At 38.5% G+C, this 24,825-nt stretch carries 22 protein-coding genes, 1 pseudogene and 2 riboswitches; of the genes and pseudogenes, 21 read left to right on the top strand and 2 right to left on the bottom strand.

Going from position 1 to position 24,825, the window contains the following annotated elements; all coding sequences use genetic code 11:
• The first annotated feature begins 109 nt into the window (after positions 1–109).
• The 11 genes from LCM23_RS24590 (at position 110) to LCM23_RS24540 (ending at position 11,092) form a co-directional block, all read left to right on the top strand.
• Entirely contained in the window at positions 110–1,462 is a 1,353-nt protein-coding gene (locus LCM23_RS24590; RefSeq protein ID WP_318247552.1) for an aromatic ring-hydroxylating dioxygenase subunit alpha, read from the top strand.
• A gap of 89 nt (positions 1,463–1,551) precedes the next feature.
• On the top strand, positions 1,552–2,058 hold the full coding sequence (locus tag LCM23_RS24585; RefSeq protein WP_318247551.1) for an aromatic-ring-hydroxylating dioxygenase subunit beta: 507 nt from the start codon (positions 1,552–1,554) through the stop codon (positions 2,056–2,058).
• Positions 2,059–2,252: 194 nt separating this feature from the next.
• Complete coding sequence (locus LCM23_RS24580) at positions 2,253–2,612, top strand: non-heme iron oxygenase ferredoxin subunit (RefSeq protein WP_095370776.1); 360 nt, start codon at positions 2,253–2,255, stop codon at positions 2,610–2,612.
• On the top strand, positions 2,609–3,520 hold the full coding sequence (hcaB, locus tag LCM23_RS24575; protein ID WP_224939165.1) for a 3-(cis-5,6-dihydroxycyclohexa-1,3-dien-1-yl)propanoate dehydrogenase: 912 nt from the start codon (positions 2,609–2,611) through the stop codon (positions 3,518–3,520). The genes LCM23_RS24580 and hcaB overlap by 4 nt, the downstream gene beginning before the upstream one ends.
• A 210-nt stretch (positions 3,521–3,730) precedes the next feature.
• A complete protein-coding gene (locus tag LCM23_RS24570; RefSeq protein ID WP_224939164.1) occupies positions 3,731–5,140 on the top strand; it encodes a PucR family transcriptional regulator in 1,410 nt (469 codons plus the stop codon).
• 67 nt (positions 5,141–5,207) lie between these two features.
• Positions 5,208–6,143 (top strand): DODA-type extradiol aromatic ring-opening family dioxygenase, encoded by a 936-nt coding sequence (locus tag LCM23_RS24565; protein WP_224939163.1) that lies wholly within the window; start codon positions 5,208–5,210, stop codon positions 6,141–6,143.
• Positions 6,144–6,157: 14 nt separating this feature from the next.
• Positions 6,158–7,012, top strand: coding sequence for an alpha/beta fold hydrolase (locus LCM23_RS24560; protein ID WP_224939162.1), 855 nt, complete (start codon positions 6,158–6,160; stop codon positions 7,010–7,012).
• A 91-nt stretch (positions 7,013–7,103) separates the two neighbouring features.
• On the top strand, positions 7,104–7,895 hold the full coding sequence (locus LCM23_RS24555) for a 2-keto-4-pentenoate hydratase (RefSeq protein ID WP_224939161.1): 792 nt from the start codon (positions 7,104–7,106) through the stop codon (positions 7,893–7,895).
• Between the two features lie 282 nt (positions 7,896–8,177).
• Entirely contained in the window at positions 8,178–9,050 is an 873-nt protein-coding gene (locus LCM23_RS24550) for an acyltransferase (protein ID WP_224939160.1), read from the top strand.
• Positions 9,051–9,136: 86 nt separating this feature from the next.
• Positions 9,137–9,739, top strand: a complete 603-nt coding sequence (locus LCM23_RS24545; RefSeq protein WP_224939159.1) for a TetR/AcrR family transcriptional regulator — start codon at positions 9,137–9,139, stop codon at positions 9,737–9,739.
• Between the two features lie 87 nt (positions 9,740–9,826).
• Positions 9,827–11,092 (top strand): MFS transporter, encoded by a 1,266-nt coding sequence (locus tag LCM23_RS24540; protein WP_224939158.1) that lies wholly within the window; start codon positions 9,827–9,829, stop codon positions 11,090–11,092.
• A gap of 25 nt (positions 11,093–11,117) precedes the next feature.
• On the opposite strand, the gene LCM23_RS24535 is transcribed toward LCM23_RS24540, so the two are convergent.
• Complete coding sequence (locus tag LCM23_RS24535; protein WP_224939157.1) at positions 11,118–11,525, bottom strand: NUDIX hydrolase; 408 nt, start codon at positions 11,523–11,525, stop codon at positions 11,118–11,120.
• A 174-nt stretch (positions 11,526–11,699) separates the two neighbouring features.
• Between LCM23_RS24535 and LCM23_RS24530 the strand changes: the two genes are divergently transcribed.
• From LCM23_RS24530 to LCM23_RS24490, 9 genes are all read left to right on the top strand, one after another.
• Complete coding sequence (locus tag LCM23_RS24530) at positions 11,700–13,076, top strand: UDP-N-acetylmuramoyl-tripeptide--D-alanyl-D-alanine ligase (protein ID WP_224939156.1); 1,377 nt, start codon at positions 11,700–11,702, stop codon at positions 13,074–13,076.
• Between the two features lie 117 nt (positions 13,077–13,193).
• A complete protein-coding gene (locus tag LCM23_RS24525; protein ID WP_224939155.1) occupies positions 13,194–14,213 on the top strand; it encodes a DUF3231 family protein in 1,020 nt (339 codons plus the stop codon).
• Between the two features lie 363 nt (positions 14,214–14,576).
• Positions 14,577–16,004 carry an aldehyde dehydrogenase family protein gene (locus LCM23_RS24520; RefSeq protein WP_224939154.1) on the top strand — a complete coding sequence of 476 codons (1,428 nt, stop codon included), beginning with the start codon at positions 14,577–14,579 and terminating at the stop codon, positions 16,002–16,004.
• 95 nt (positions 16,005–16,099) lie between these two features.
• Positions 16,100–16,264: riboswitch (M-box (ykoK) riboswitch) on the top strand.
• Positions 16,265–16,506: 242 nt separating this feature from the next.
• The gene (mgtE, locus tag LCM23_RS24515; RefSeq protein ID WP_224939153.1) at positions 16,507–17,877 is read left to right on the top strand and encodes a magnesium transporter; all 1,371 of its coding nucleotides are present in this window, start codon (positions 16,507–16,509) and stop codon (positions 17,875–17,877) included.
• A 1,397-nt stretch (positions 17,878–19,274) separates the two neighbouring features.
• Positions 19,275–19,646, top strand: a complete 372-nt coding sequence (locus tag LCM23_RS24510; protein WP_224939188.1) for a MerR family transcriptional regulator — start codon at positions 19,275–19,277, stop codon at positions 19,644–19,646.
• A gap of 38 nt (positions 19,647–19,684) precedes the next feature.
• Positions 19,685–21,022 carry a hemolysin family protein gene (locus tag LCM23_RS24505; RefSeq protein ID WP_224939152.1) on the top strand — a complete coding sequence of 446 codons (1,338 nt, stop codon included), beginning with the start codon at positions 19,685–19,687 and terminating at the stop codon, positions 21,020–21,022.
• A 38-nt stretch (positions 21,023–21,060) separates the two neighbouring features.
• Complete coding sequence (locus tag LCM23_RS24500; RefSeq protein WP_224939151.1) at positions 21,061–22,113, top strand: hemolysin family protein; 1,053 nt, start codon at positions 21,061–21,063, stop codon at positions 22,111–22,113.
• A gap of 69 nt (positions 22,114–22,182) precedes the next feature.
• Positions 22,183–22,230: riboswitch (PreQ1 riboswitch) on the top strand.
• 100 nt (positions 22,231–22,330) lie between these two features.
• Positions 22,331–22,831, top strand: coding sequence for a preQ(1) synthase (queF, locus tag LCM23_RS24495; RefSeq protein ID WP_095370762.1), 501 nt, complete (start codon positions 22,331–22,333; stop codon positions 22,829–22,831).
• Positions 22,828–23,451 (top strand): queuosine precursor transporter, encoded by a 624-nt coding sequence (locus LCM23_RS24490; RefSeq protein ID WP_224939150.1) that lies wholly within the window; start codon positions 22,828–22,830, stop codon positions 23,449–23,451. Before queF ends, LCM23_RS24490 begins: the two co-directional genes overlap by 4 nt.
• A 96-nt stretch (positions 23,452–23,547) precedes the next feature.
• On the opposite strand, the pseudogene LCM23_RS24485 reads toward LCM23_RS24490, so the two are convergent.
• Positions 23,548–23,704: pseudogene (locus LCM23_RS24485) on the bottom strand (winged helix-turn-helix transcriptional regulator); the annotation flags it as partial.
• A gap of 91 nt (positions 23,705–23,795) precedes the next feature.
• Between LCM23_RS24485 and LCM23_RS24480 the strand changes: the two are divergent.
• On the top strand, positions 23,796–24,689 hold the full coding sequence (locus tag LCM23_RS24480; protein WP_095370760.1) for an SDR family oxidoreductase: 894 nt from the start codon (positions 23,796–23,798) through the stop codon (positions 24,687–24,689).
• Positions 24,690–24,825 lie beyond the last annotated feature (136 nt).

The raw sequence follows: 24,825 nt of genomic DNA, 5'->3' as shown, positions 1-24,825 counted from the left end.
TAGACATAAAAAGCAATTGTTGTTGTATTTTTTCGTTGGAAAAGATTTTAAACTTAGTTTAAGAAAGCGATTTCATTTAGGAGTTTAATGGAAAGGGTGGTTCTAGTTTATGAGTTTTAATACTGGAAATTGGACATCAGCATCGATTCATTCGCTAGTGGATACAGAGCAGGGGAAAATCGATCCACGTATTTATACGGATCAGGAGTTATATGAGTTGGAATTGGAGCGGGTTTTTGGCCGCTCGTGGTTGCTTCTTGGTCATGAGAGTCATGTGCCTAAGAAGGGAGATTATTTAACGACTTATATGGGGGAAGATCCTGTTGTGATGGTACGTCAGAGGGATGGCAGTATTAAGGTGTTTCATAATCAGTGTCGACATCGGGGAATGAGGATTTGCCGGGCGGATTGTGGGAATGCGAAGGCGTTCACTTGTACGTATCATGGTTGGGCATATGACACAGCTGGCAAATTAGTGAATGTGCCATTTGAAGAAGAGGCGTTTCCTTCTGATTTTAAGAAAGAAGATTGGGGTCCGTTGCAGGCGCGTGTGGAGATATATAAAGGATTAGTATTTGCCAATTGGGACCCGGAGGCACCGGATTTGCTGACGTATTTAAGTGATGCCACACCATATATGGATACGATGCTGGACCGCTCTGAGGCAGGTACAGAGGTTATTGGTACGATGCAAAAGTGGGTGATTCCTTGTAATTGGAAGTTTGCGGCAGAGCAATTTGCTGGTGATATGTACCATGCGGCTACAACTTCTCATTTGGCAGCAGTAGTGGCAGGGTTGCCGGAAGATCAAGATTTGTCTGTTTTTCAACCACATATGAAAGGTCACCAATTTCTTTCTGAATGGGGCGGTCATGGTTGTGGATTCTACCTTGATACAGCAAGAGGTTCGGTGCGTGTCGGGCCATTAGTAGATAAGTATTATAGTGAAGGTCCGGCATTTGAAAAGGCAAAAGAGCGATTAGAATCTAAAATGCCTTATCACAGAATGGGTGCCAGTCATATGACAATCTTCCCGAACTGTTCATTCCTTCCTTATGGAATGAATACTGTCCGCACATGGCATCCAAAAGGTCCGAATCAAATTGAAGTCTGGGCATTTGTCATTGTTGATAAAGATGCGCCGCAGGAGATTAAGGATGAACTGGCTAGACAAAATGTCCGCACATTCAGTGCAGGTGGTGTATATGAGCAAGATGATGGAGAGAACTGGGTGGAGATTCAAAACGCTCTTCGTGGCTATAAGTCAAAAACAGCTCCACTAGCTATGCAAATGGGGTTAAATGTACAAGGGAAAAATAATCCGGAATTTCCTGGTCAAACATCCTATGTATTTTCAGAAGATGTGGCGAGAGGGTTTTATTCTCATTGGGTCCGTATGATGTCTGAGTCAAGTTGGGATACATTGAGACCGCAGCCGGCCACAACCGCAACTGTTAAGTGAGTAGTGTTTAGTCAAACAAAGGAGGGTGAAAGAGGATGGAAGTAAAAGAGCTGGTTAAGCCGTTTAAATGGGCAGACAGTAGCCCAAGTTTGGAACTGCAGCATGAAATTGAACAGTTTTATTACAAGGAAGCACAGCTACTAGACCATTCGGAGTTTGAGGCGTGGTTAGGGTTAATGGATAAAGATATTCATTATTGGATGCCGATTCGCATGAACCGTTTAGGTAGAGAAATGGCTCAGGAGTATACGGCTATAGGACAAGGTGGGCATTACGACGATACTTATGAAACGATGCGCGGACGTATTCGGGCAAGAGTATCTGGGGTGAACTGGGCAGAGAATCCAGTATCGCGCACAAGGCATCTCATTTCGAATGTGATGATTAATGAGACGGAGGAGCCGAACACGTATGAAGTCGTGTCATCCTTTATCGTGTATCGTAATCGTTCTGAAAATCAGGCAGATATATTTCCAGGAGAGCGCAGGGATGTGCTGAGACGTTCAGAGGGAGGATTGGGTTTTAAAATAGCCCGCCGCACGATTTTAATCGATCAGAGTACACTTTTGTCAAATAACTTATCTGTCTTTTTTTGACATATAAGAAAGTGTAAAATTTTTTAGTGGGTTTTCAGATCTAGCTCCAGGCGCCATCGGCTCTATGGCCTAAGCCAATCCGCAGGAAAGGTTAAGGAACAACCTTTCCGCCGACTCATCTTATGCTTGTCGGCGATTACGGGCGCCTTGCGCTTTTCTAAAAACATGATTAACAAGGAAAGGGGATGTATGGAATGAAATATACAAAGGTTTGCACCTTGTCTGATTTACCAGATGATGAGGGATTAAAAGTAGTGGAAGGGGATACGGCAGTAGCAGTGTTTAATGTGAATGGTAAAGTACTTGCCACACAGGATCGCTGTTCTCATGCCAAATGGTCACTGTCCGAGGGCGGTTATTTAGATGGAGATGTCATCGTTTGTTCACTGCATATGGGGAAGTTTTGCGCTCATACGGGGGCAGTAAAGATGGCTCCACCTTGGAAACCTTTGAAGAAATATCCGGTAAAGGTTGAGGGGGAGGATGTATTTGTGGCATTTGAGGATGGTTACTTTGAAGCAGAACAAAGTAAGAGCAAAGTAATGGATGGTTGACTTATTTTCACGAGTGGGGAGCTACAATGATGAAATTGACAAATGAAGTGGCCTTTATCACAGGCGGAGCGTCCGGTGTTGGCCGGGCGATTGTAGAACGTTTCGTGTCTGAAGGTGCGAAGGTAGCAATATTTGATAAGTCAGTGGATCGTCTAAAAGAGCTTGAGCAGACATTTGGCGATGATGTCATGGGCATTGTTGGAGATGTTCGACAGCTGAGTGATTTGAAGTCAGCGGTTAATCAGTGCAGCGAACATTTTGGCAAAATTGACACCCTCATTGCAAATGTAGGCATTTGGGATTATAATATGGCACTTGTCGATCTTCCAGAAGATAAATTAGATCAAGCATTTGATGAATTATTTCATGTCAATGTGAAGGGATATTTACTAGCAGCTAAAGCCTGTCTTCCACAACTGGCTGAAACTAGAGGGAATATGATCTTTACTGTTTCCAATGCTGGGTTTTATACAAATGGTGGAGGACCGCTTTACACTTCCACAAAACACGCGGTGGTTGGGTTAGTCCGCCAGTTGGCCTTTGAGTTGGCTCCTTATGTTCGTGTGAATGGAATTGCGATTGGCGGTGCCATGACAGATTTAAGAGGACCTGCTTCATTAGAAATGGATAGCCGCTCTGTCACAAGCATGTATAAGGAATGGTATGAGGACGACGATTTGGAAGCAGGTAAAGAGAATATCGCAGCAGCATCTCCAGTCGGCCGTATCTTGCAAGGAGAAGATTATGCAGGTTCTTATGTGTTTTTTGCCTCTCGCGATGACAATATTCCTGCTACAGGTACTGTATTGAATTTTGATGGCGGTTGGGGAATACGCGGAATTCGTAAAAAAACAGGCAGTGAGGGTCTGTTGGAAAAATTAAAGGTTAAAGCTTTTGAAGGATCATAAATGAGCGTTCGAATAAGCGGATAAATGGTGGGCTCAGAGCAATAGAAAACCCAACTTAGCTAAGTTATATGACTATAGTGTTTTACCTGTTTTGCTTAGGCTCACTAGTCATTAATCGACAGATACTTCCAAAGGAAGTAGAATAATTGTAAAAAACTAATTTTTCAGGTAACTAATTCAACTAGTAACTTTCTTAAGTGGGTGAGTATATTGCAAAATAAGGTTCATTATCCTGAAGCTTTAGAGGCATTTGTACAAATGTCTTCGCATTTTGGCAACTTTAACTACACGGAGAAGGAATTCGAGTCAGGATTGCCACAAATGCTTTTGAATTGCTTAGATAGAGTGTTAACAGAAAAAAATCATTTACAAGCTGCTGTAGATTTTAATAATGAAGCCATTGGACACTTCCTAAACGGTGTTGGCGAAGCACGATTGGCTGATGTATGTTATCAACTTACCAATAATCCTATTATTCTTGAAGATTTAGGATTTAATTACCTATATTCAGTCGGGTTAGATGCAGAACTGGCTAAACAATATAGTAATCAATTAAAGACCATTGTGAAAAACAATCAGAATAAAGCTATGCAGACGAAATTGAATGACCTGATAGACAATCAGCAAGTAGTCGAAATGGAGCAATCTAATCAACATAAGAGATTAATAGCACCGATGATTTCAAAGGGGAAGGTGGTAGGATATTGCTCCTTTATTAAGCCTTCTTTTACTGAACTCGATTGGTTGAAAATGAAACAAATGCATTTGGTTGGGTCAGTAAGTAACTACAATAAGGAGTCCATTTTAGATACAGAGCTTAGGTTAAACATTAAAGGTGGACTGTTAGAAGACATGATTCATAATCGTCTAAATCCTGTCGTGTTGTTCAAAAGGGCAAGACATATTGGCGTAGATTTAGGGAAAGAGTATCAATTTCTCGTTTTAAAAGTGGATGCAGATTTTTATCCGAGTGAAAAGGAACCAATTGGTGCAATGAATCTGATTGAAGTTTTCTCAAGATATTTCATGGAGCGTAATCTGAATATTCTCATATCGGAGGATGCACAAAACATTGCCGCTTTGTTACCTATAGATATGTTCTCGAAGCATTTTATAAACGTCGATGAATTTATACGGAAATTACTTCATTTTCTTAAAGAGAAATATCCTCAAAATCCTTTTAAAATAGGCATAAGTTCAAAAGCAACATCGCTTGAAGATATTCCTATTCTATACAATGAAGCACTCATTTCATTGAATGTGAATAATCAACAAAAAGACATCATGTACTTCGATGATTTGGGTGCGGTGGGGATATTATTTCGTACAGGTAAAAATGAAGACATCCGACATTTCTGTAACAAGATGTTATCAAAGTTAGTTGAGTATGATCGCGGGAAAGAATCAGAACTAACCAAAACATTATACATCTACATTAAAAATGGACAAAATATGTGTAAAACAGCAAAAATCATGAATTTATCACTAGGCGGTTTACGTTATCGTATACAAAAAATCGGCAAAATTTTAGAAGCAGATATTAATGATCTCCAAACAAGTAGTCAGCTTTTCTTAGCATTGCAGGCAAGCATTATTTTAGGAGATCTACATTTTGAATAATCTTTGGCGGGTGGATATGTGCCTGCCGTGATATGAAGTGAACAGTAAAACATAAGAGGTGGGAGTTATGGCTGAAATAGTAGCAGGAGTAGCAATGTCACATAGCCCAATGATCATGACAAATGAAGCTGGCGGTGGTGAAAAAGGACAACGCTTTCTAAATACCGTTGCTGAGATGAAACAATGGCTTAAGGATATGGGGACAGATGTGATTGTGCTTATATCTGATGATCACTTTAATAGTTACTTTTATGATCACATGCCCTCCTTCACGATTGGAGTTGACCGCTGTGAAGGATGGGGAGATTGGGAAATTCCTGAATATCAAATGCCAGTCGAGAAAGCGTTAGCGAAGCATGTACTTGATACAGGATTGGGGAATAATGTAGACTTTGCTTTTTCCATGAGAATGAAAGTGGATCATGGTCATACGCAAGCAGTCCACTTTTTAAACGATGATTTAAGGATTCCAGTTGTGCCGATTGCGGTGAATACAGCTGCCCCTCCACTTCCGACAATGGATCGGTGCTTCCAAGTCGGAGAAGTGGTGCGTAAGGCAATTGAAACATGGGAAAGTGATAAAAAAGTAGCGATTGTGGCATCAGGCGGGATTTCTCATTGGGTGCCGATTCCGAAGATTGATAGTGAAAAGCCTGAGGATCAAGAGCTTATTAAAGTTCTGACAAATGGTCGTCAACAGATTGAAGAGCTGGATGAATATTTAAACACGCGTAAAACACGTGTGACAAGCTTGAAATCTGGACCGGTCAATGAAGAGTGGGATCGTAAATTTTTACGATACATTAGAGAGAAAGATTATCAGGCACTTAGACAATGGTCTCCAGATTATATCGAAGAAAATGGGGGGAATGGTGGCCAAGAGATACATAATTGGCTTGTGCTGCTTGGCATTTTGCAAGAGTTTGATCCTGAGGTTGCCTGTTATGAACCCATCCCTGAGTGGGTAACAGGAATGGGTGTTGTGAAGTTCCATAAAGTATAAAGGAGGATGTTCAGATGACAATTTGGAATGATTTAGCCGATTTAGCTTTTAAAAATTATTATGTCGATGCCAATGGAATAAGAACGAGAGTGCTAGAAGCAGGAACTGGTGAACCACTTATTTTGCTTCATGGTACAGGAGGCCATATCGAAGCCTACGCTCGGAATATTAGAGGATTAAGTGAGCATTTCCGTGTCATTTGTATTGATATGCTTGGGCATGGATACACGGAAAAGCCGAACCACCCATATGGAATTGATAGCTATAGTGATCATCTATTAGGAGTAATTCAAGCTTTAGATTTGAGGGAAGTCTATTTATCTGGTGAATCCCTAGGTGGATGGGTTGCAGCCTGGTTTGCAGCCCATCACCCTGGCATTGCTAAAGCTTTAGTATTAAATACGCCTGGAAATGTGAATAACAAGACTGAAGTGATGAAAAAACTAAAGGAGTCTACCGTTAAGGCGGTGCTAGAAGCAAACTATGAAAATGTGAAAACGCGACTTGAATGGCTAATGTATGATAAGAGTCAAGTGACGGATGAACTGATAGAGGCACGATACAACATCTATACACAACCATCCTATCAAAAGGCAGTTGATCATATTGTCGCCTTACAAGAGATAGAATTTAGACAAAGATATAGCTGGGACCCATCCTGGTGTGGAAAGATTGATGTGCCAACCTTATTAGCATGGACCGACCACGACCCGACTTCAACTGTTGAGGAAGCTATGCCGATTCAAGAGATGATACCTGGAAGTGAATTAATCGTTATTAACGACGCGGGCCATTGGCCGCAATGGGAAAAGGTTGATGCGTTCAATAAGGTCATTATTGACTTTTTTAGTAAAATACCTGTGAAGTAAGTTTGTTTTATCTTACCTGACTTTGATAGTACAAGTGTAAAAATGTACTATCAAAGTTTTTTTGATATTCACAAGAAAGGGAGTTTAATCATTGAGTAATCAAAAGACGATTAGTATACAGCAAATATACGAGCATTTACTTCATGCTGAACAAACGAAAACAGCGATTAAGCCACTAACTAATCAATATCCTAACCTAACTATTCACGATGCATATCAAGTCCAACTAAGAGCGATTGAACAGAAAGTGAAAGACGGTCATAAAGTTGTTGGTAAAAAGATTGGTTTAACATCCTTTGCGATGCAAGAACTTTTAGGAGTCGATCAACCTGATTACGGTCACTTATTAGATAGTATGAGCATACCCAACAAGGGATCAATCGATATCGATTCACTTTTCGAACCAAAAGTTGAAGGGGAAATTGCATTTGTACTTAATAAGGATTTAAAAGGCCCACATGTGACAGCCGAGGAAGTTTTATCCGCAACTGAATATATTATTCCTTCATTAGAAATTGTAGATAGCCGTATTCACAATTGGGAAATCAAATTAGAAGACACTGTTGCTGATAATGCATCTTGTGGGCTTTATGTATTAGGAGATGAGAAATTTACCGTTAGTGGTTTGGAGCTAAATAAAATCGAAATGAGTCTTTATAAAAATGGTGAATTATCGAATAAGGGAACAGGTGCAGATGTCTTAGGCCATCCAGCTGCATGTGTAGCATGGTTAGCGAATAAGTTATTCGAATATGATGTTGTTTTAAAAGCGGGAGAAGTAATTTTATCAGGTGCCTTATCCGCAGCAGTCGTTGCGCAAAAAGGAGATGTGTTTACTGCGGAGTTCAGTGAGCTTGGAAAGGTGGAAATTGTTTTTCGTTAAAGGTACATAAAAATAATCTATTATGCACTCTTATGAAGTATCAGTCTGATTACTTCATAAGGGTTTTTGCACTTTAATAGAATGGATATGTTTCTTTTGTTCATAATAAAGGAATAAATAACCATTTTAGATTACGTTTGATAAGTGATTATTACAGGTGATGTAAAAATTAAAGTATCTTAAATACAAAGTCGTTAAGTTAGGATTAAAATGCGTATGATGAATAGATTCTTATGTATAATAAATGCGTTTTAATGCTAATAAAAAGTAGGTGTGGAAATGATGGAAACCATCACAGATATATTTAAAAAACCAACTTCAAATAATGAAATCCAATTAATAGGGATGAAAGAAGAGGAAATTGCATTTGATCATTCGAAGGTGAAGTTTGTCGGAGAGGGCAATACATTAATTGTTGAACGTGGCGCCAAATTTAAAAATACGAATATTCATTTTAATGGCAACCATTCAGTTGTCATTATTGGTAAATCCAATCGACGTGCGACATTTAATGTTTCAGTATGGAATAATAGTGCCTTCTTTATTGGGCGCAATTATTCTTTTAATGGGAGTGCTAGATTTATTCTTTCAGAGCAAAAGAATCTCTTCATTGGTCATGATAATATGTTTTCCACAGGTGTGGTTGTAAGGTTAGCGGATCCACATTTGATTTATGATGCAGCAACGAAAAAGCGCATCAATCCAACTAAAAGTGTTTATTTAGGTGATCATATTTGGATTGGACAAGATGTGATGATATTAAAAGGTGTTAATATTGGGTCTGGTTCTATTCTTGGAGCAAAATCACTTGTGACAAAATCATTACCATCCAATGTGTCAGCAGCAGGAAGTCCGGCTCGAATTGTGCGCAAAGATGTGTTTTGGGCTCGCCCATCTGTCCATGCGTATACAGACAATGAAACGGAAGCGGCAGAGCAATTTGTCGATGATCGGTTCATTTATAGCGAAGATGGAAGTATAAAGGAACCTATGAAGATTATTGAAAAGCAATTAATTGATGCTGCTAACTGTGATGAGAAAGTAAATATCTTATTGCCTTACTTAGAAAATACTCCTAAAAATCGCTTTTATACTCCTATGAAATCGAAACAGAAAGAGCCATTACTTAAAGGGATATTTTCAAAAGGAGAATAATCACTTCACATAAGTTGGTAAATGGTATAATATAAATATAAAATAATCGATGATTGATTAATCAATCATTTATAGAAGGTGTTTAAATGCCATTATCGGAAAAACAAATTCAAAATATGGAGCTCCGGAAAAAGAAGATTCTTGAAGCGGCTATGGGGTTATTTGCGACTGAAGGGTATGAGGGTACGACAATTAAGAAGGTTTCTGTTGCTGCTAATGTTAGTTTTGGTAGTGTGTTTACTTATTTTAAAGATAAGGAAGCATTGTTTTATACTGTTGTTGTTGAACCATTAGCAGAATTGAAGGAGCGCGTTTTATTTTTTGATGAGACGTCTGCTGATCCTTTATTGGAAACAAAACAGATGTTAAGAGAGCATTTTAGAGCATTTGCAGAAATGAATCGTTATTTGCAATTGGTTGTACAAGTTGTGGGACAGCATGAACGGTATGCTGATGTGTTTAAGGAATTAGATGAGTTCCATGATGTATTTCGTGGGAAGGTCGGACAATTGGTACAAAACGGGCAGCAAATAGGGGTGTTTAAGAAACAAGATCCGCTTATTGTTGCTACATTGTATACGAGTCTCTTAATAGGCGTTCGTTTAAATTCAACTGATAATCGCTATAGTGATGTGTGGGAACAATATGCTGTCACTGCACTAAATCTTTTTGCACCAACTGAAGAGTAACAGATAAAGGCTTTCCGGTTAGGGAAGTCTTCTCATTCGCTTCAATAATGATTGATTAATCAATCATTAAAAAGAGGAGGAATTTGTATGAAAAATCTGCACCCAGCCATCCGTATTAGATTACTGTTGCAATTCATTTCATCTATTTCAACAATGGCGATTTTACCTTATATCATTATTTATTTTGCTGAAGAAGTTGGGAGGGCCCTGACAGGTGTTCTATTTCTATGTGTGATGTTGGCAAGTGTTTTAGGCACCTTATTAGGTGGATTTACTTCAGACAGAGTAGGGAGAAGGAAGGTAATATTGCTTGCAGAACTGTTTGTATTTATAGGGTATATAGGTGCGGCAGTTGCCAATACATCCGTTGGTGCCTATCCTTACATCACTTTTCTATTTTTTATGATCATTCAATTTAGCACAGGTCTCGTCAATCCAGCCTATCAAGCATTAATCATTGATGTGAGTTCCCCTGAAGAAAGAAAAATAATTTACACTTATGCTTATTGGGTTCGAAATTTAGGGATTGCTATTGGTAGTATGGTCGGCGCTTTCTTCTTTTTTTCCCACCTTGTCTTACTACTCCTTAGTGCAGCTCTTGTGTCCTTACTTTCTATTTTGATGACAAAGGTGTTTATTAAAGAAACCTATCAACCTAACGTACAGCGGCAAAAAAGTAGTCAAACGATTCAAGTGTATAAAGAGTATTTAAATATATTAAAGCATAAATTTTTTATCATATTTATTTTTGCTAGTGTATTAATTGTAGCAGTGGAGGAACAATTAACGAATTATATTGGTATTCGTTTAAAAGAACAGCTCCCAAATCCAGTACAGATCATTACCGCCATTCCTATGGAGGTAGATGGTGTGAATCTACTAGGATTTTTGAAGACAGAAAATACTATACTTGTTGTTGCTCTTACGTTCGTTGTAATTACACTCATAAAAAGATGGAAGGAACGTGTGACATTTTTGGTTGGACTTTTGCTGTTTTTCACCGGTTATACAGTTCTTAGCTTTACAACCATTCCCATGCTGCTTATTGTTGCTATGTTCCTCGCATCAATTGGTGAGATGATGTATATCCCGATGCAGCAGACCTTGCTCGCTAATAGTGTGCCTGATCATGCGAGAAGTACGTACATGTCGCTGTATGGTGTTGCCATTTTCTTAGGTGTCAGTGCTGCAGGTGTCGTTGTCATTGTAAGTGAATGGGTTCCGCCTCTTGTTATTACTGGTGCAATTGGTCTAATGGGCGGGGTGAGTTTTATTTTGTTTGCGCGGTTAGTAAGCATAGCAAAGGAACAAGAAGAAACAAATATAACTAACCTAAAATCAGTCTCTAGATAGTAGGTTAGGTTAAAACGCAATATGTTTAAAAATCGACAAAAAAAGGGTGCCTACCTTCATCCAAACAATACTCCACCCGTTGCCTGTAGTTTTGCCATTCAATCATTTGTAATGCCTGGTCAATAGGGAAGTAGCCAACTGCTAAGCTTTCTGAGCTTGTGGTTGGTTCTCCGCCGGTAGGTTTGGCAAGGAATAAGGTGTTACAGATGGATTTTTCTACGTTTTGGAAGATGCCACAGAAGCGTAGGATCTCTACGTCGATTCCAGATTCTTCTTTTGTTTCGCGGATGGCTGCCTCTGTGATGGATTCACCTTCTTCTACTTGTCCACCAGGCATTTCCCAACCTCTTAGTGGCCCTTTGATGAGTAGGATTTCATTATGATCGTTTAAAACAATCGTTGCTGCTGAGACAATATGTTTAGGTGTAGCCATAAAATCTCCCCTTGTATTTTTTAGATAATTTATTCCATATTATCATGAATGGATGAGTTTTTTTTCTAAAAGTTAAATCTATTAAAACATTTCAGCTTTACCTTACTAAAGAGTTTTCTTTTTCTGCAAAAAGGTCTACAATTTGATGTAAGTAATCATTGTGGAGGATTTAGGATGATAAAGCGAAGTTTAGTTGAAATTCAGGATATGTTAAATGGTTCAGGTCTGCAAGAAGAATACGCTGATATCCGTGTTGACGGGGTTTCGATAGATACAAGAACATTACATAAGGGGAATTTATTTATTCCTATTATGAGAATTGATGATGGTCATAACTATGTAAATACGGCTTTTGATCGGGGTGCTACTGCAACCCTTTGGAAGAAGGGGCATAAGCATCCACCAGAAGGCGTACCTGTGATTTACGTCGATGATCCACTTCAAGCATTACAAGAGTTGGCAACTGCTTATCGTGAGCAATTAAATATGAAGGTTGTCGGTGTAACGGGGAGTAATGGAAAAACAACAACGAAGGATATGGTTAAGTCCATCTTACAGACGACATATAAAGTCCATAAGACAAAAGGGAATTTAAACAGCCAAATCGGGTTGCCTCTTACCATTCTTGATGTCGAAGAAGGCACAGAGGTCCTTGTTCTAGAAATGGGTATGAGTGAAAAGGGACAAATTCATCGTCTGTCAACCATTGCTCAGCCTGATGTTGTAGTTATTACGATGGTTGGTTTGGCACATATTGCGACACTAGGTTCGGAAGAAAATATCGCCAATGCTAAACTGGAAATTATTGATGGTTTAAGAGATGGTGGCTTATTTATATACTATGGCGATGATGCTCACTTAAAGCAGGCGTTAGCGAATGTGAATTTACCCATGCGTGTTAAAACATTCGGTCATGAAGTAACGAATAATTACTACTATGAAAAAGTAAAAGAATACAAAAGATATCTTGAGTTTGATATCGCAGGAGAGCAGTCATTTAAAGATCTAAAGGTATCGATTATTGGTAAACATAATGTGAAAAATACGTTAGCAGCGGTAGCTGTCTCTCTTGAATTGGGAGTGACGCCTGAAAACATTATCGCTGGATTGAAGAATTTAGATTTGACTGCCATGCGAATGGAAACAATTCAAACAAAAAAAGGATACACCATTATTAACGATGCTTGGAATGCGAGTCCGAACTCTGTACAAGCTGCGATTGAAACAGTACATGAAATGGATGGCTATCATCAGAAAATATTAGTACTAGGGGATATGCTAGAGCTAGGTGATAGTGCTGAAACTCTCCATAAACAAATGGCAAAGGCAATTGACCCGAATGAAATTGATTTTGTCGTCACATATGGAATATTAGCCTCTGCAATTGCTAAAGAAGCGAAACAAATGATGGGGGAAGACAAAGTGGTGTCTCCTTATACAAAATCGGAAATCGTTCAATTTATAAATAAAATCGTGAAGAAAGAAGCCCTCATTCTATTTAAGGGTTCCAGGGAGATGAAATTAGAAGAAGTAGTGAAAAACTTAATCTAAGTCTAAAAGCAGCTCACTTAAAATTTAAGTGAGCTGCTTTTTTATTTTCCTATTTGGTATAATTCTCCTTTCAATAACAAATAGTAAGGTCAGAATATTGTGAAGGGAAGTGCACGCATGACAGAAGAAAAGATTAACCTTTCTTCTTCGGAGTTAGCGTCTTTGTGGACATCTTATATGCAAAATACGATGTCCGTTCAGTTTTTAAGTTATTTGCGAGAAACCGTGGAGGATAAGACGATATCTCAACTAGTACAAACTGCTTGTCAGATTTCAGAAGACCATATAGCAAAGGTAAAAAGTGTTTTTGTACAAGAGAAAATACCTATTCCTAAAGGTTTTACTGCTGCTGATGTAAATAGAGATGCACCGAAAGTTTATACAGATATATTTATGCTGACCTATATTCATCACATGGCTAAAGCTGGCATGCTTAGTTATAGTGGATTTCTTGCGTTAAGTGCAAGAAAAGATATAAGAAAGCTTTTTAATAAGGCACTTTTTGCGACAGCTGATTTATTTGAGCAAAGTTCAGAAATCCAAATCAATAAAGGTGTATTTGTCCGATCGCCAGTTATTCCTTATCCAAAAGAAATTGATATGGTGGATGATAAAAGTTATTTCAAAGGGTTAAATCCTTTTGCAGGAAAAAGGGCACTGAATGTAGTAGAAATTTCTCATCTCCATCTCAATTTTTTCAATAATGTTGTTGGGTTAAAATTAGCTACAAGCTTTGCCCAAATGTCACCAAGAAAAGAAGTACAAAAGATATGTATACAAGGCAAAGATATTTCAGAAAAACATGTGGAATTATTTGCTGTTACTTTGATTAACAATGGTCTTCAAGCACCAATTGATGGAGATGTTAGTATTACCAATTCAACTGCCGAAGTATTCTCGGATAAATTAATCCTTTTTCAATTAGGGATGTTAACAGCTGCCGGGAGTGGAAACTATGCGACGGGTGCTGCAGCAAGTCAAAGGCATGACCTGATCATCAATTATGAACGTTTAGCTATGGAAGTGGGTCAGTATGCAAAGGATATAGCGAATTTAATGGTGGAATTGGGTTATCTTGAACAACCACCTGGAACGTTGGATAAAGAAAAACTGGCAAAAAGTAAAGAAAAAGAATAAAAAGGTAAGCATCAGAAGGTGCTTACCTTTTTACTATCTGTGATTGGCCGAACGTTTAACTTTGCGCCATTGACCTAGCTCTATTTATTCTTAGGAGGCGATTAGATCTCTTGTAGATAGAGTAGTTTAGTTTCACTAACCATCTTTGGATTAGATGAATCAAATGAGCAATAAATTCCAACGTCCATCCCTCCACACCGATATTACGTGACGAGCACGTAGCCCTATCTTTTCCTAAAGAATAAATGTTATACAGATGAAAAGTTGGTAGTTACATGACGAATGTGACATGTTTAATAAAGGGGAGAAAGGGAATGGGTTAAGTAGAATCAATAATATCCCTAAAGGAGCTTGATTATACTTATGCGAAATTATACTAAGCACTATATTAATGGTGAATGGGTCACATCAACGGGATCTAAAACCATTGATGTCATTAATCCAGCAACGGAAGAAGTAATGGGAAAAATTAGTTCAGGAACAGAAGAAGATTTAGATAAAGCAGTGGCAGCGGCCAAAGCTGCATTTCCATCATTCTCTCAAACATCAGTGGAAGAAAGAATTGAGTTACTTGAGCGAATTTGTCAAGAATACGAAAAACGTAAAGACGATATTATAGAAGTGATTACAGAAGAACTAGGCTCTCCTGTTAAGCGAAGCAATAAAGTCCATTATCAAATGGGTTTACAACACTTTAAACAAGCGGTAGAGGAATTAAAAACATTCAAATTTGAAGAAGAACGAGGAAACACATTAGTTCGCAAGGAATCGATTGGTGTAGCAGGACTCATCACACCATGGAACTTCCCTACGAATCAAACCTCTACTAAACTGGCAAGTGCGTTTGCTGCTGGTAGTACCGTAGTGCTTAAACCAGCATCTAATACACCATTTGCAGCGATGATTTTAGCCGAAATCTTCGAAGCGGCAGGTTTGCCAAAAGGTGTCTTTAACCTAGTAACAGGTTCAGGTTCAACAATCGGCAATGGCATCAGTTCACATCCTGATATTGATTTCGTATCCTTTACAGGATCTGGTGAAGTCGGACAGAAAATTATGGAAAACGCAGCTTCAACTATCAAGAAAGTTTCTCTTGAGTTAGGTGGAAAATCACCACTTATCGTGTTAGATGATGCAGACATTAAAGGAGCGGCAAAAACAGCCGTTGCGCTCGTCGCAGGAAATACAGGTCAAGTTTGTACAGCGGCAACAAGAACACTCATTCCAAAAGGAATGCATGATGAATTCGTTGAGGCTGTAAAAGAAGTGATTGAAAACTTCCCAGTCGGTGATCCAACAAGTCAAGATGTTCAAGTTGGTCCTCTTGTCGATGCAGATCAATGGGAAAGGGTACAATCGTATATTAAAAAAGGATCAGAAGAAGGTGCAGAATTAATTGCCGGTGGTCCTGGAAAACCAGAAGGACTGGAGAAAGGTTATTATACGAAAATCACTGCTTTTACAAATGTGAAAAACGATATGACGATTGCCCAAGAAGAAATCTTTGGACCAGTAATGAGTATCCTCACATACGATAACTTGGATGAAGCAATCGAAATCGCTAATGATACCATTTATGGATTAGCTGGATACGTTTACGGTGGCGATCGTGACACATTACAAAAAGTGGCCAAAGGCATTCGCGCTGGACAAATCCAAGTCAATAATTCAAAAACTGATTTCTCAGCACCGTTTGGCGGCTTTAAACAATCAGGCATTGGACGTGAATGGGGAGACTTTGGTATCGAAGAATTTTTAGAACCTAAATCCATCATTGGCTACTATGCTTAAATCTAATAGGTTCCCTTGTACGGGGACCTTTATTAATTTTTCTAAAGGTGTTGACAGAATGTAACACTAGATGTAAAGTGAACATGGCAATCCATATGAATCCTCGTTAGGTGAGGCTCCTGTATAGAGATAAGCTACTGCCCAAAAATGTCCAAAGACGCCAATGGGTCAACAGGAACCATCGACATAAGGTGGTTTTTAATGTAGCTGGTATTTACCTATGCTGTACAGTGCTAAAGCTCTACGAATGGAGGGGTAATTACTGCTTGTACAATACGCGTACATGTTGTATTTTCTATGCATTTTATGCACCTCCACGGTTAGTTGGAGGTGCTTTTTCATTTTAAAAAAACAAGGAGGTGGTGCGGGATGGATAGTATTCCCAATCCGAGGTCGAGTAAACAGGAATTGATCAATAGGGAGAAAAGAGGAGGGTATTTGTTCTGCACCACTCATCTTATACAGAATAAATAGGCTCTTCTTCCGAAATGGAGGAGTCGAAATGAACCAATTATTAAAATTAAAACAAAAAAAAGATTACCAAAAACAAGTATTAAAATATATCACTGAACGTAACTTGAAAATGTTTCGTGAGACGTTCCTTGAATTGCATCCGACGGACCAAGTAGAAGTGTTTAAAGAAATGGAACTGCCATTACAAAAACAATTACTACTTTTTCTGACACCCGAAGAGTTCTCTGATATTTTCCAAGGGCTAGACTTAGAGGATCAATCAGAGGTTTTTACTCATATAGGCTTTCAATATGCTGTCGCGATGTTTAATTATATGTCTGCTGATGACGTGGCCGATTTTTTGCTTGAAATGGAAGTAGAAAATGCAGATGATATCCTTCAATCCATGGATCAAGAAGAAGCCAATAAAGTCATCGAGCTGATGACTTATGCACCGAGAACGGCCGGTGCCATTATGACGAAAGAATTCATTCGCATTTCAGTTGAGTCCACTGCCGCCCAAGTCATTGAAGAACTAAGAGAAACGGCAATGGCTGCTGAGACGATTTACTATTTATACGTCGTCGATATAGAGGAGCGTCTTGCTGGGGTTGTTTCCTTAAGAGATTTGATTATTGCACAGCCTAATCAAATCATTGATGATATTATGAGCACACAAGTGGTTTCTGTACCGGTCAATGAAGATCAAGAAAACGTGGCACGTTTGATTAAAGAATATGATTTTCTAGCGGTTCCTGTCATTGGGAAAGAAGGAAAGCTTGTCGGTATTATTACAGTCGATGATGTTATCGATGTACTAGAAGAAGAGACAGATGATGATTTTGGAGAATTTGCTGCTTCTAAAGGGGCGACAGATTTAAACTTAACGGCTTTTAGTGCCGCAAAAAAGCGTGCACCGTGGATTGTTTTATTGATGTTTTTCGGTATGATTACCGCTAACATCATCGGTCGCTTTGAAGAAACTTTACAACAAATTGTCATCCTCGCTGCATTTATGCCATTGATTATGGGAACGGCAGGTAACACAGGGACACAATCATTAGCTGTGGCTGTCCGTGGATTAGCCACTGGATCAGTAGAGAAAAACGGTGTATGGCAAATAGTGAAAAGGGAATTGGGTACTGGTTTGATGCTCGGTGTCGTATGTATGATCGTATTAACAGGTATTATTGGTCTATTCTACCAAGGGAATTGGCTGCTTGCTTTTATCGTCGGTGCCTCACTATTTTTAGCATTAAGTATGGCCGCAGTGATTGGAGCAGTTGTTCCGCTCATTATCAACCGCTTAAAAATTGATCCAGCCATCGCATCCGGCCCTTTTATTACTACATTAAATGATATTCTTAGCCTACTGATTTATTTCTCTATTGCAACGACCATGATGGACAAAATTATATGAAAGAACCAACACTTCCATTTAAAGAATGGAGGTGTTTTTTTATGGGGAAAATCCAAAACAAAAGCAACCGGAGAAAGATAATTAGGAAATCGGGGAAAGATAACTTTGTACCATTCTTGGCGTGTTTCCGTATATTCGCAACCAGCCAGGATTTGTTGAGCGTACCGATTTTTGGAGCATTTACTTCTTAAACGAGTCAAATATAGAGTAACCCTATGCTATTTGATACGTTTCCAGCAAGAGAGAGTCAGGATTCTGAGAGCGGTGAAAAATTTGAAGCGTTTGTCTGTTAAACGAGTCAAAAATAGTAGAAGGTTCAAATGTTTGATTCGTTCCTTTCCAAAGCGGATCAAGATTTGCAGAATATCCAAATTTTTGGAGCATTTACTTCTTAAACGAGTCAAATATAGAGTAACCCTATTCTATTTGATACGTTTTCAGCAAGAACGAGTCAGGATTCTGAGAGCGGTGAAAAATTTGAAGCGTTTGTCTGTTAAACGAGTCAAAAATAGTAGAAGGTTCAAATGTTTGATTCGTTCCTTTCCAAAGCGGGTCAAGATTTGCAGAATATCCAAATTTTTGGAGCGATTACTTGTTAAACGAATCAAATATAGAGTACCCCCTTTTTATTTGATACGTTTCCAGCAAGAACGAGTCAGGATTCTGAGGGCGGTGAAAAATTTGAAGCGTTTGTCTGTTAAACGAGTCAAAAATAGTAGTTGGTTCAAATGTTTGATTCGTTCCTTTCCAAAGCGGGTCAAGATTTGCAGAATATCCAAATTTTTGGAGCGATTACTTCTAAACGAGTCAAATATAGAGTAACCCTATGCTATTTGATACGTTTCCAGCAAGAACGAGTCAGGATTCTGAGGCGGTGAAAAATTTGAAGCGTTTGTCTGTTAAACGAGTCAAATATAGTAGAAGGTTCAAAATAATTGCCGCGTTTCCAACTATTACAAAAGCTAGCTTGCCTATTCTGATTCGAGTTCACTAGAACAAGGCAATATTTCCGGCTGAGTACAATTTAGGCACCGTCATCTCATCAGCCCGTTTATCATTCTATATCATCCTCCGAAAAGTACCATAGAGGTAAAATAATCAATCATATCTTTCTTTATCAAGTGAGAGGTATATAATATGAAGTTTCTTTTTTTGAGATATCTGCTGTTATCAGTTAAAATATAATTGAGAATGGGGAGTTGTGGACTGAAAAAGCTACCACTTGATTTCAGTTACAGTCCATTATATAATTTTCTCATAAACTATAACGTAATAGTTTGTGTTTTTTCTTAAAAAGTTTCAACCTATAAACATAGGTTTTAAATAAAACTGAAACGTAATACTTAATATAGAAAGGGGGTTACTTCATTGGGAAGGCGTTATTGCGAATTGGTCAGGTGGCGAAATTGAGCGGTTTAACATCACGGACGATTGATTATTACACAAAAAAGAATTTATTGAGTGTCGAACGTTCCTCTTCAAACTACCGTCTTTATCCTGAGGATGTCCTGAATACGTTAGAAAGGATTAAAGCTTTGAAGAAAGAGAGATTATCAATTCTAGAGATTCAGAGAGTACTTCATACACAGGATAACCAAGGAGTAGACCCCATGGTAATAGAGGTCCAAGAGGAAATCAATCGTTTAAAAGGGAAGCTTGAAATCGTAGAACAACGATATCAACAGTGTTCCGAAATCGAAAAAAAGCGTGTGTTTCGCTTACTTGAAAAAGAATTATCAGATTGTTTCAAACGATTGAATGAGTGTTAACTATTTTGGAGGTGAATCCCTCAGTTAGAGGGAAATAATTGGACATAATAACCATTACGAATTTAATAATGCTTGTAATTTTACTTGCTCTGACGGCGTTTTTCGTTGCGTCTGAGTTCGCAGTAGTCAAACTCCGTATGTCGAGGATTGACCAGTTAATTGCTGAAGGAAATAAAAAAGCGGTTCTTGCTAAGAAAGTAGCAGCGGACCTGGATTATTATTTATCAGCTTGTCAACTTGGTATTACGGTAACAGCCCTTGGTTTAGGTGCATTAGGTAAACCGGCTGTAAGTGCTGTGTTGTATCCTGTTTTTAGTTGGTTAAACATTTCTGCTACTATTGCTGATGTTGCTTCTTATGCAATTGCTTTTGCATTAGTAACTTATTTACACGTGGTAGTCGGAGAGATGGCACCGAAAACTTTAGCTATTCAATTTTCGGAAAAAGTGACGTTAATGCTTGCTCCTTCACTCTACTGGTTCGGTAAGATTATGTCGCCGTTTATTTTTGCTTTAAATGGTGCTTCTCGTCTTTTATTGCGTATGTTTGGTGTCGCGCCAGCTCCGCAAGAAAAGGCATACACTGAGGAAGAATTAAAAATCGTTATGGCACAAAGTTTCCAAGGTGGAGAAATTGATCAAACAGAACTGAAGTATTTAGAGAACGTCTTTTCTTTTGATGAAAGAGTAGCAAAAGATATCATGGTTCCAAGAACAGATCTTGTGACAATTGATAAGGATATGACTCCAGATGAACTGATCGCCATTTTAGATGAACATAATTATACGCGTTATCCCGTTGTCGAAAATGGGGATAAAGACCGTATTATTGGTGTTGTCAATGCGAAGAAAATGCTCAGTCACATTGTGAGTGGCAGGGAAGTAAAGTTAGAGCAATATATGCGTGATGTTCCATTTGTTGTAGAAGTAACAAGTATACAAGATGCGCTGTTGAAAATGCAGCAAGAACAAGTCCATATGACTGTTGTTATGGATGAGTACGGCGGAACTTCTGGTGTTTTAACGATGGAGGATGTACTTGAAGAGCTAGTTGGCGAAATTCGCGATGAATTTGATGAGGATGAAGTAGCGGATATCCGTCCAGCAGGTGAACAAAAGTATATCATCAATGGACGTGTGTTGTTGACTGATTTGGAAGACCGGTTTGGCCTAACATTTGAAGATAGTGAAGATATCGACACAATTGCTGGTTGGATACAATATAAAAATCTTGAAGTAGTAGAGCAGGGTGACGAGGTTCATCACGATAATCATGTGTGGGAAGTGGCTGAAATGGATAATTATCAAATTAAACAAGTCATGTTCCATCAATATTTAGAAGATCAAATAGCAGAGGAAACCCCTCAATCATCGTAATCATCTTGGAGGTGAATCCCTCAGGAAGAGGGAAATAATTGGACAGTATAATCATATTAAACTTGTTTTTAGTTGCATTATTTATTTTGTTTACGGCATTTTTCGTAGGTGCCGAGTTTGCTATATTGAAAGTGCGTATGTCTAGACTCGATCAATTGATCGCAGAAGGAAATAAAAAAGCAGTACTTGCTAAAAAAGTAGCTCATAATCTTGACTATTATTTATCTGCCTGCCAACTAGGTATTACCATTACAGCGCTTGTTTTAGGTGCTTTAGGTGAACCTACTGTACAGAAGATTTTAGAACCTTTGTTTATTGAATTTGAAGTATCTGCCGCTGTAGCGACAATACTTTCTTATATTATCTCACTGACTATTGTCTCGTTCTTACACGTCGTTATTGGGGAACTTGCACCAAAAACATTAGCGATACAATATGCAGAAAAAATGACACTTCTACTGGCGCCAGCTTTATATTGGTTTGGTCGCATTATGAAGCCAGTTATTAGTTTATTAAATGGTTCCGCAACGTTTATTTTAAGACGATTTGGTGTTGAGCCAGCTGGTCATGATACTGTGCACTCGGAAGAAGAGTTGAAGTTGATTGTCACACAAAGTTATGAAGGTGGAGAAATCAACCAAACAGAACTTGCTTATTTGGAGAACATCTTTGCCTTTGATGGTCGTCAATTAAAAGATATTATGATTCCGAAAGAAGAAATGATTACACTGCAGAAGAATCAGTCATTGGATAGTATGTTAAAGGTCATCGATGAATATGAATATACCAGATACCCTGTTGCATCTAAGACGAAGGAATATATCGGATTCATTAATACGAAGGAAATGTTAACGAGTTTAGCTGCAGGACGTAAGGAAGATTTTAAAGAATTTATGCATGAGATACCAAGCTATAAAGAAACCATCTCCATTAAAGAGGTTTTCTTGAAAATGCAGCAAACACGTACACATATGGCCCTTGTAACAAATAATCAAGGCAAAACGGTCGGGTTAGTAACAATGGAGGATATTCTTTCTGAAATTGTTGGTGAAATTAAAGATGAATCGGATGGCAACGAAGTGTACGCCTAACAGAAAAGATTGACAGTGATCACAAGCTTATATAAACTGAGAAAAGTAAATGAATAGACTGGAAGATATCCAGAAGAGGTTCATAGCTTTAAACCCTCTATAAAAAACTATGGATGCATGAAAAAAACCATGTCCATATTCGGGCGTGGTTTTTTGTTTCTTAGTTGACAGATGGTTTTAGCTCCCTGAACGAAATTGATTCAAGGAGGCTTTTTTTATGTCAGGAAGAAAAGAAGAACAAGGATTAACGGATTTAACTTTATTAGGTAATCAACAGACCCAATACCCATCAGATTACGCACCAGAAGTACTTGAGGCTGTGGACAGCTTACATAGCGGTAGAGATTATTTTGTCAAATTTAATTGTCCAGAATTCACAAGTCTTTGCCCCATCACAGGCCAACCGGATTTTGCTACGATGTATATCTCTTACATCCCTGATGAAAAAATTGTAGAAAGTAAATCATTGAAACTGTATCTCTTTAGCTTTAGAAATCATGGCGACTTTCACGAGGACTGTGTCAATATTATTATGAATGACCTCATTGATTTATTGAACCCCCGTTATATTGAAGTTTGGGGGAAATTTACGCCTCGTGGTGGTATTAGCATTGATCCGTGGTGCAATTATGGCCGACCGGAAACGAAATACGAAAAGATGGCAGAGCATCGATTAATGAACCATGATCTCTATCCAGAAAAAGTGGATAATCGATGATTCTATATTTAAACGGCATCTATGTGGGCTTGCTTATTTTAGCTAATATAGTTGCTGTGAAATTATTCAGCCTTGGCGATTTAGCGATTCTTCCAGCAGCAGTGGTCGTTTTTATTTTTACGTATCCAATCATTGATATTATCGTCGAATTATATGGGAAAGAAGCTGGTAAACAAACGGTGAAAGCTGGTCTTATCACACAAATATTGGCGATTATCTTTATTATGATCACCATCCAATTACCTGCTGCTCCCGTATTCGGCGAACAGGCATCATTTCAGGCGATTTTAGGTGGTAGCTTTCGTGTAATAGTTGCGAGTCTTGTGTCTTATTTTATTAGCCAGCATATTGTTGTGTATGTTTTTCATCAACTAAAAATGCGTCATGGTAAGAAGAAGTTATGGTTCAGAAATAATATGTCTGTAATGATTAGTCAAATCGTCGACACATCGATATTTATTACGATCGCCTTTTACGGAACGATTCCAACTTCCGCATTATTGGGATTGATTCTCTCGCAATATTTATTTAAATTTATTGCCTCAATTTGCATCACACCACTTGTTTATTTAGTTGTGCATATGATTCGTAAGCGTGAATTCATCATGGAAAAAGTGTAATTTGATGAAAAATACAAGAGTCTTGCTTTCGTTTAATTGGAGCAAGACTTTTTTAATACAGTTCACTACTTAAGGTTCTATAGATTACGAGAGAGTTTAGTGGACTATTTTACAAACTATTGCGGTTTTTTCTCTCCACTCACATAACTGCTCTAAAACAGGTAATAGCGTTTCTGCTTTTTTTGTGAGACTATACGCTTTCTTTCGAACAAATCCCATCAGCTTCAAGCTCCTTAAGTTGAGTGCTCAATGTTAGTACCTAAAATTTTTAAGAGCTAGGTATTTTCTCGTTTGCACCACCTTCTCTCAATTAAAATAATATGATGAAGAGGAGGGGAAGCCCTATGGAACGAGGAAATTACGGAAAAGAAACAAAATGTGAGGAAATTGTATTTAGCTTTCCTAAACAAAAGCAGAATAGACAGCCAGGGATGGAATACGAAATGGTCCCAAGGCCCATATATGATAATCCGCAATATAGAGGTACCGGCAAGTTAAAGGATAGAGTAGTAATTGTAACTGGGGGCGATAGTGGGATAGGGAGAGCCGCAGCTGTAGCCTTTGCTAAAGAAGGAGCGAATTTAGTAATTGCCTATTATGATGAACATCGCGATGCAGAAGAGACGAAACAGGCAATCGCTTATTATGGTGGGAAATGTCTTCTGATCCCAGGTGATCAAAGGGAGGAAGCGCATTGTAAACGAATTGTAGAAGAGACCATCCAAACCTTTGGCAGATGTGATGTGCTTGTGAATAATATCGCTGTACAGTTTTTGCAAGATGAATTTACAAATATTAGTTCAGATCAGTGGAACATAACCTTTGACGTGAATATTCGGTCGTATTATTATATGACAAAAGCAGCCATGCCTCACTTGAAAGATGGGGCCAGCATTATTAACACAACCTCAATTAATGCCTATATCGGTAGAAAAGATCTCATTGATTATTCGGCAACAAAGGGTGCAATTGTTAGCTTCACACGAGCGTTGGCTAATAATGTTGTTGACAAAGGCATTCGTGTCAATGCCGTTGCACCGGGGCCAATTTGGACGGCACTCCAACCTGCCAGTCAATCCCCTGAACAAATCCAAACATTTGGTCTCGATGTCCCAATGAAAAGAGCAGGGCAACCGTATGAATTAGCACCCGTTTATGTCCTTTTAGCATCTGATGACGGCTCTTACATCACCGGTCAAACCATCCACGTTAACGGGGGAGATTTTGTTGGCTCCTAATAAAAAAGCCGAGCGACTTGTTAATGTCCCCTTTAAGTAGACATTCAAAAAAACCTTCATGTTACCATGAAGGAAAGAATGCTACTTGGAGGGGATTTTTCTATGGCAAAGAAAGGACAAACTTTTAATAGTTATT

This window comes from Cytobacillus kochii (genome assembly GCF_020171845.1).
GTDB lineage: Bacteria > Bacillota > Bacilli > Bacillales > Cytobacillaceae > Cytobacillus > Cytobacillus kochii.
This window is presented reverse-complemented; position numbering and strand designations above follow the sequence as displayed.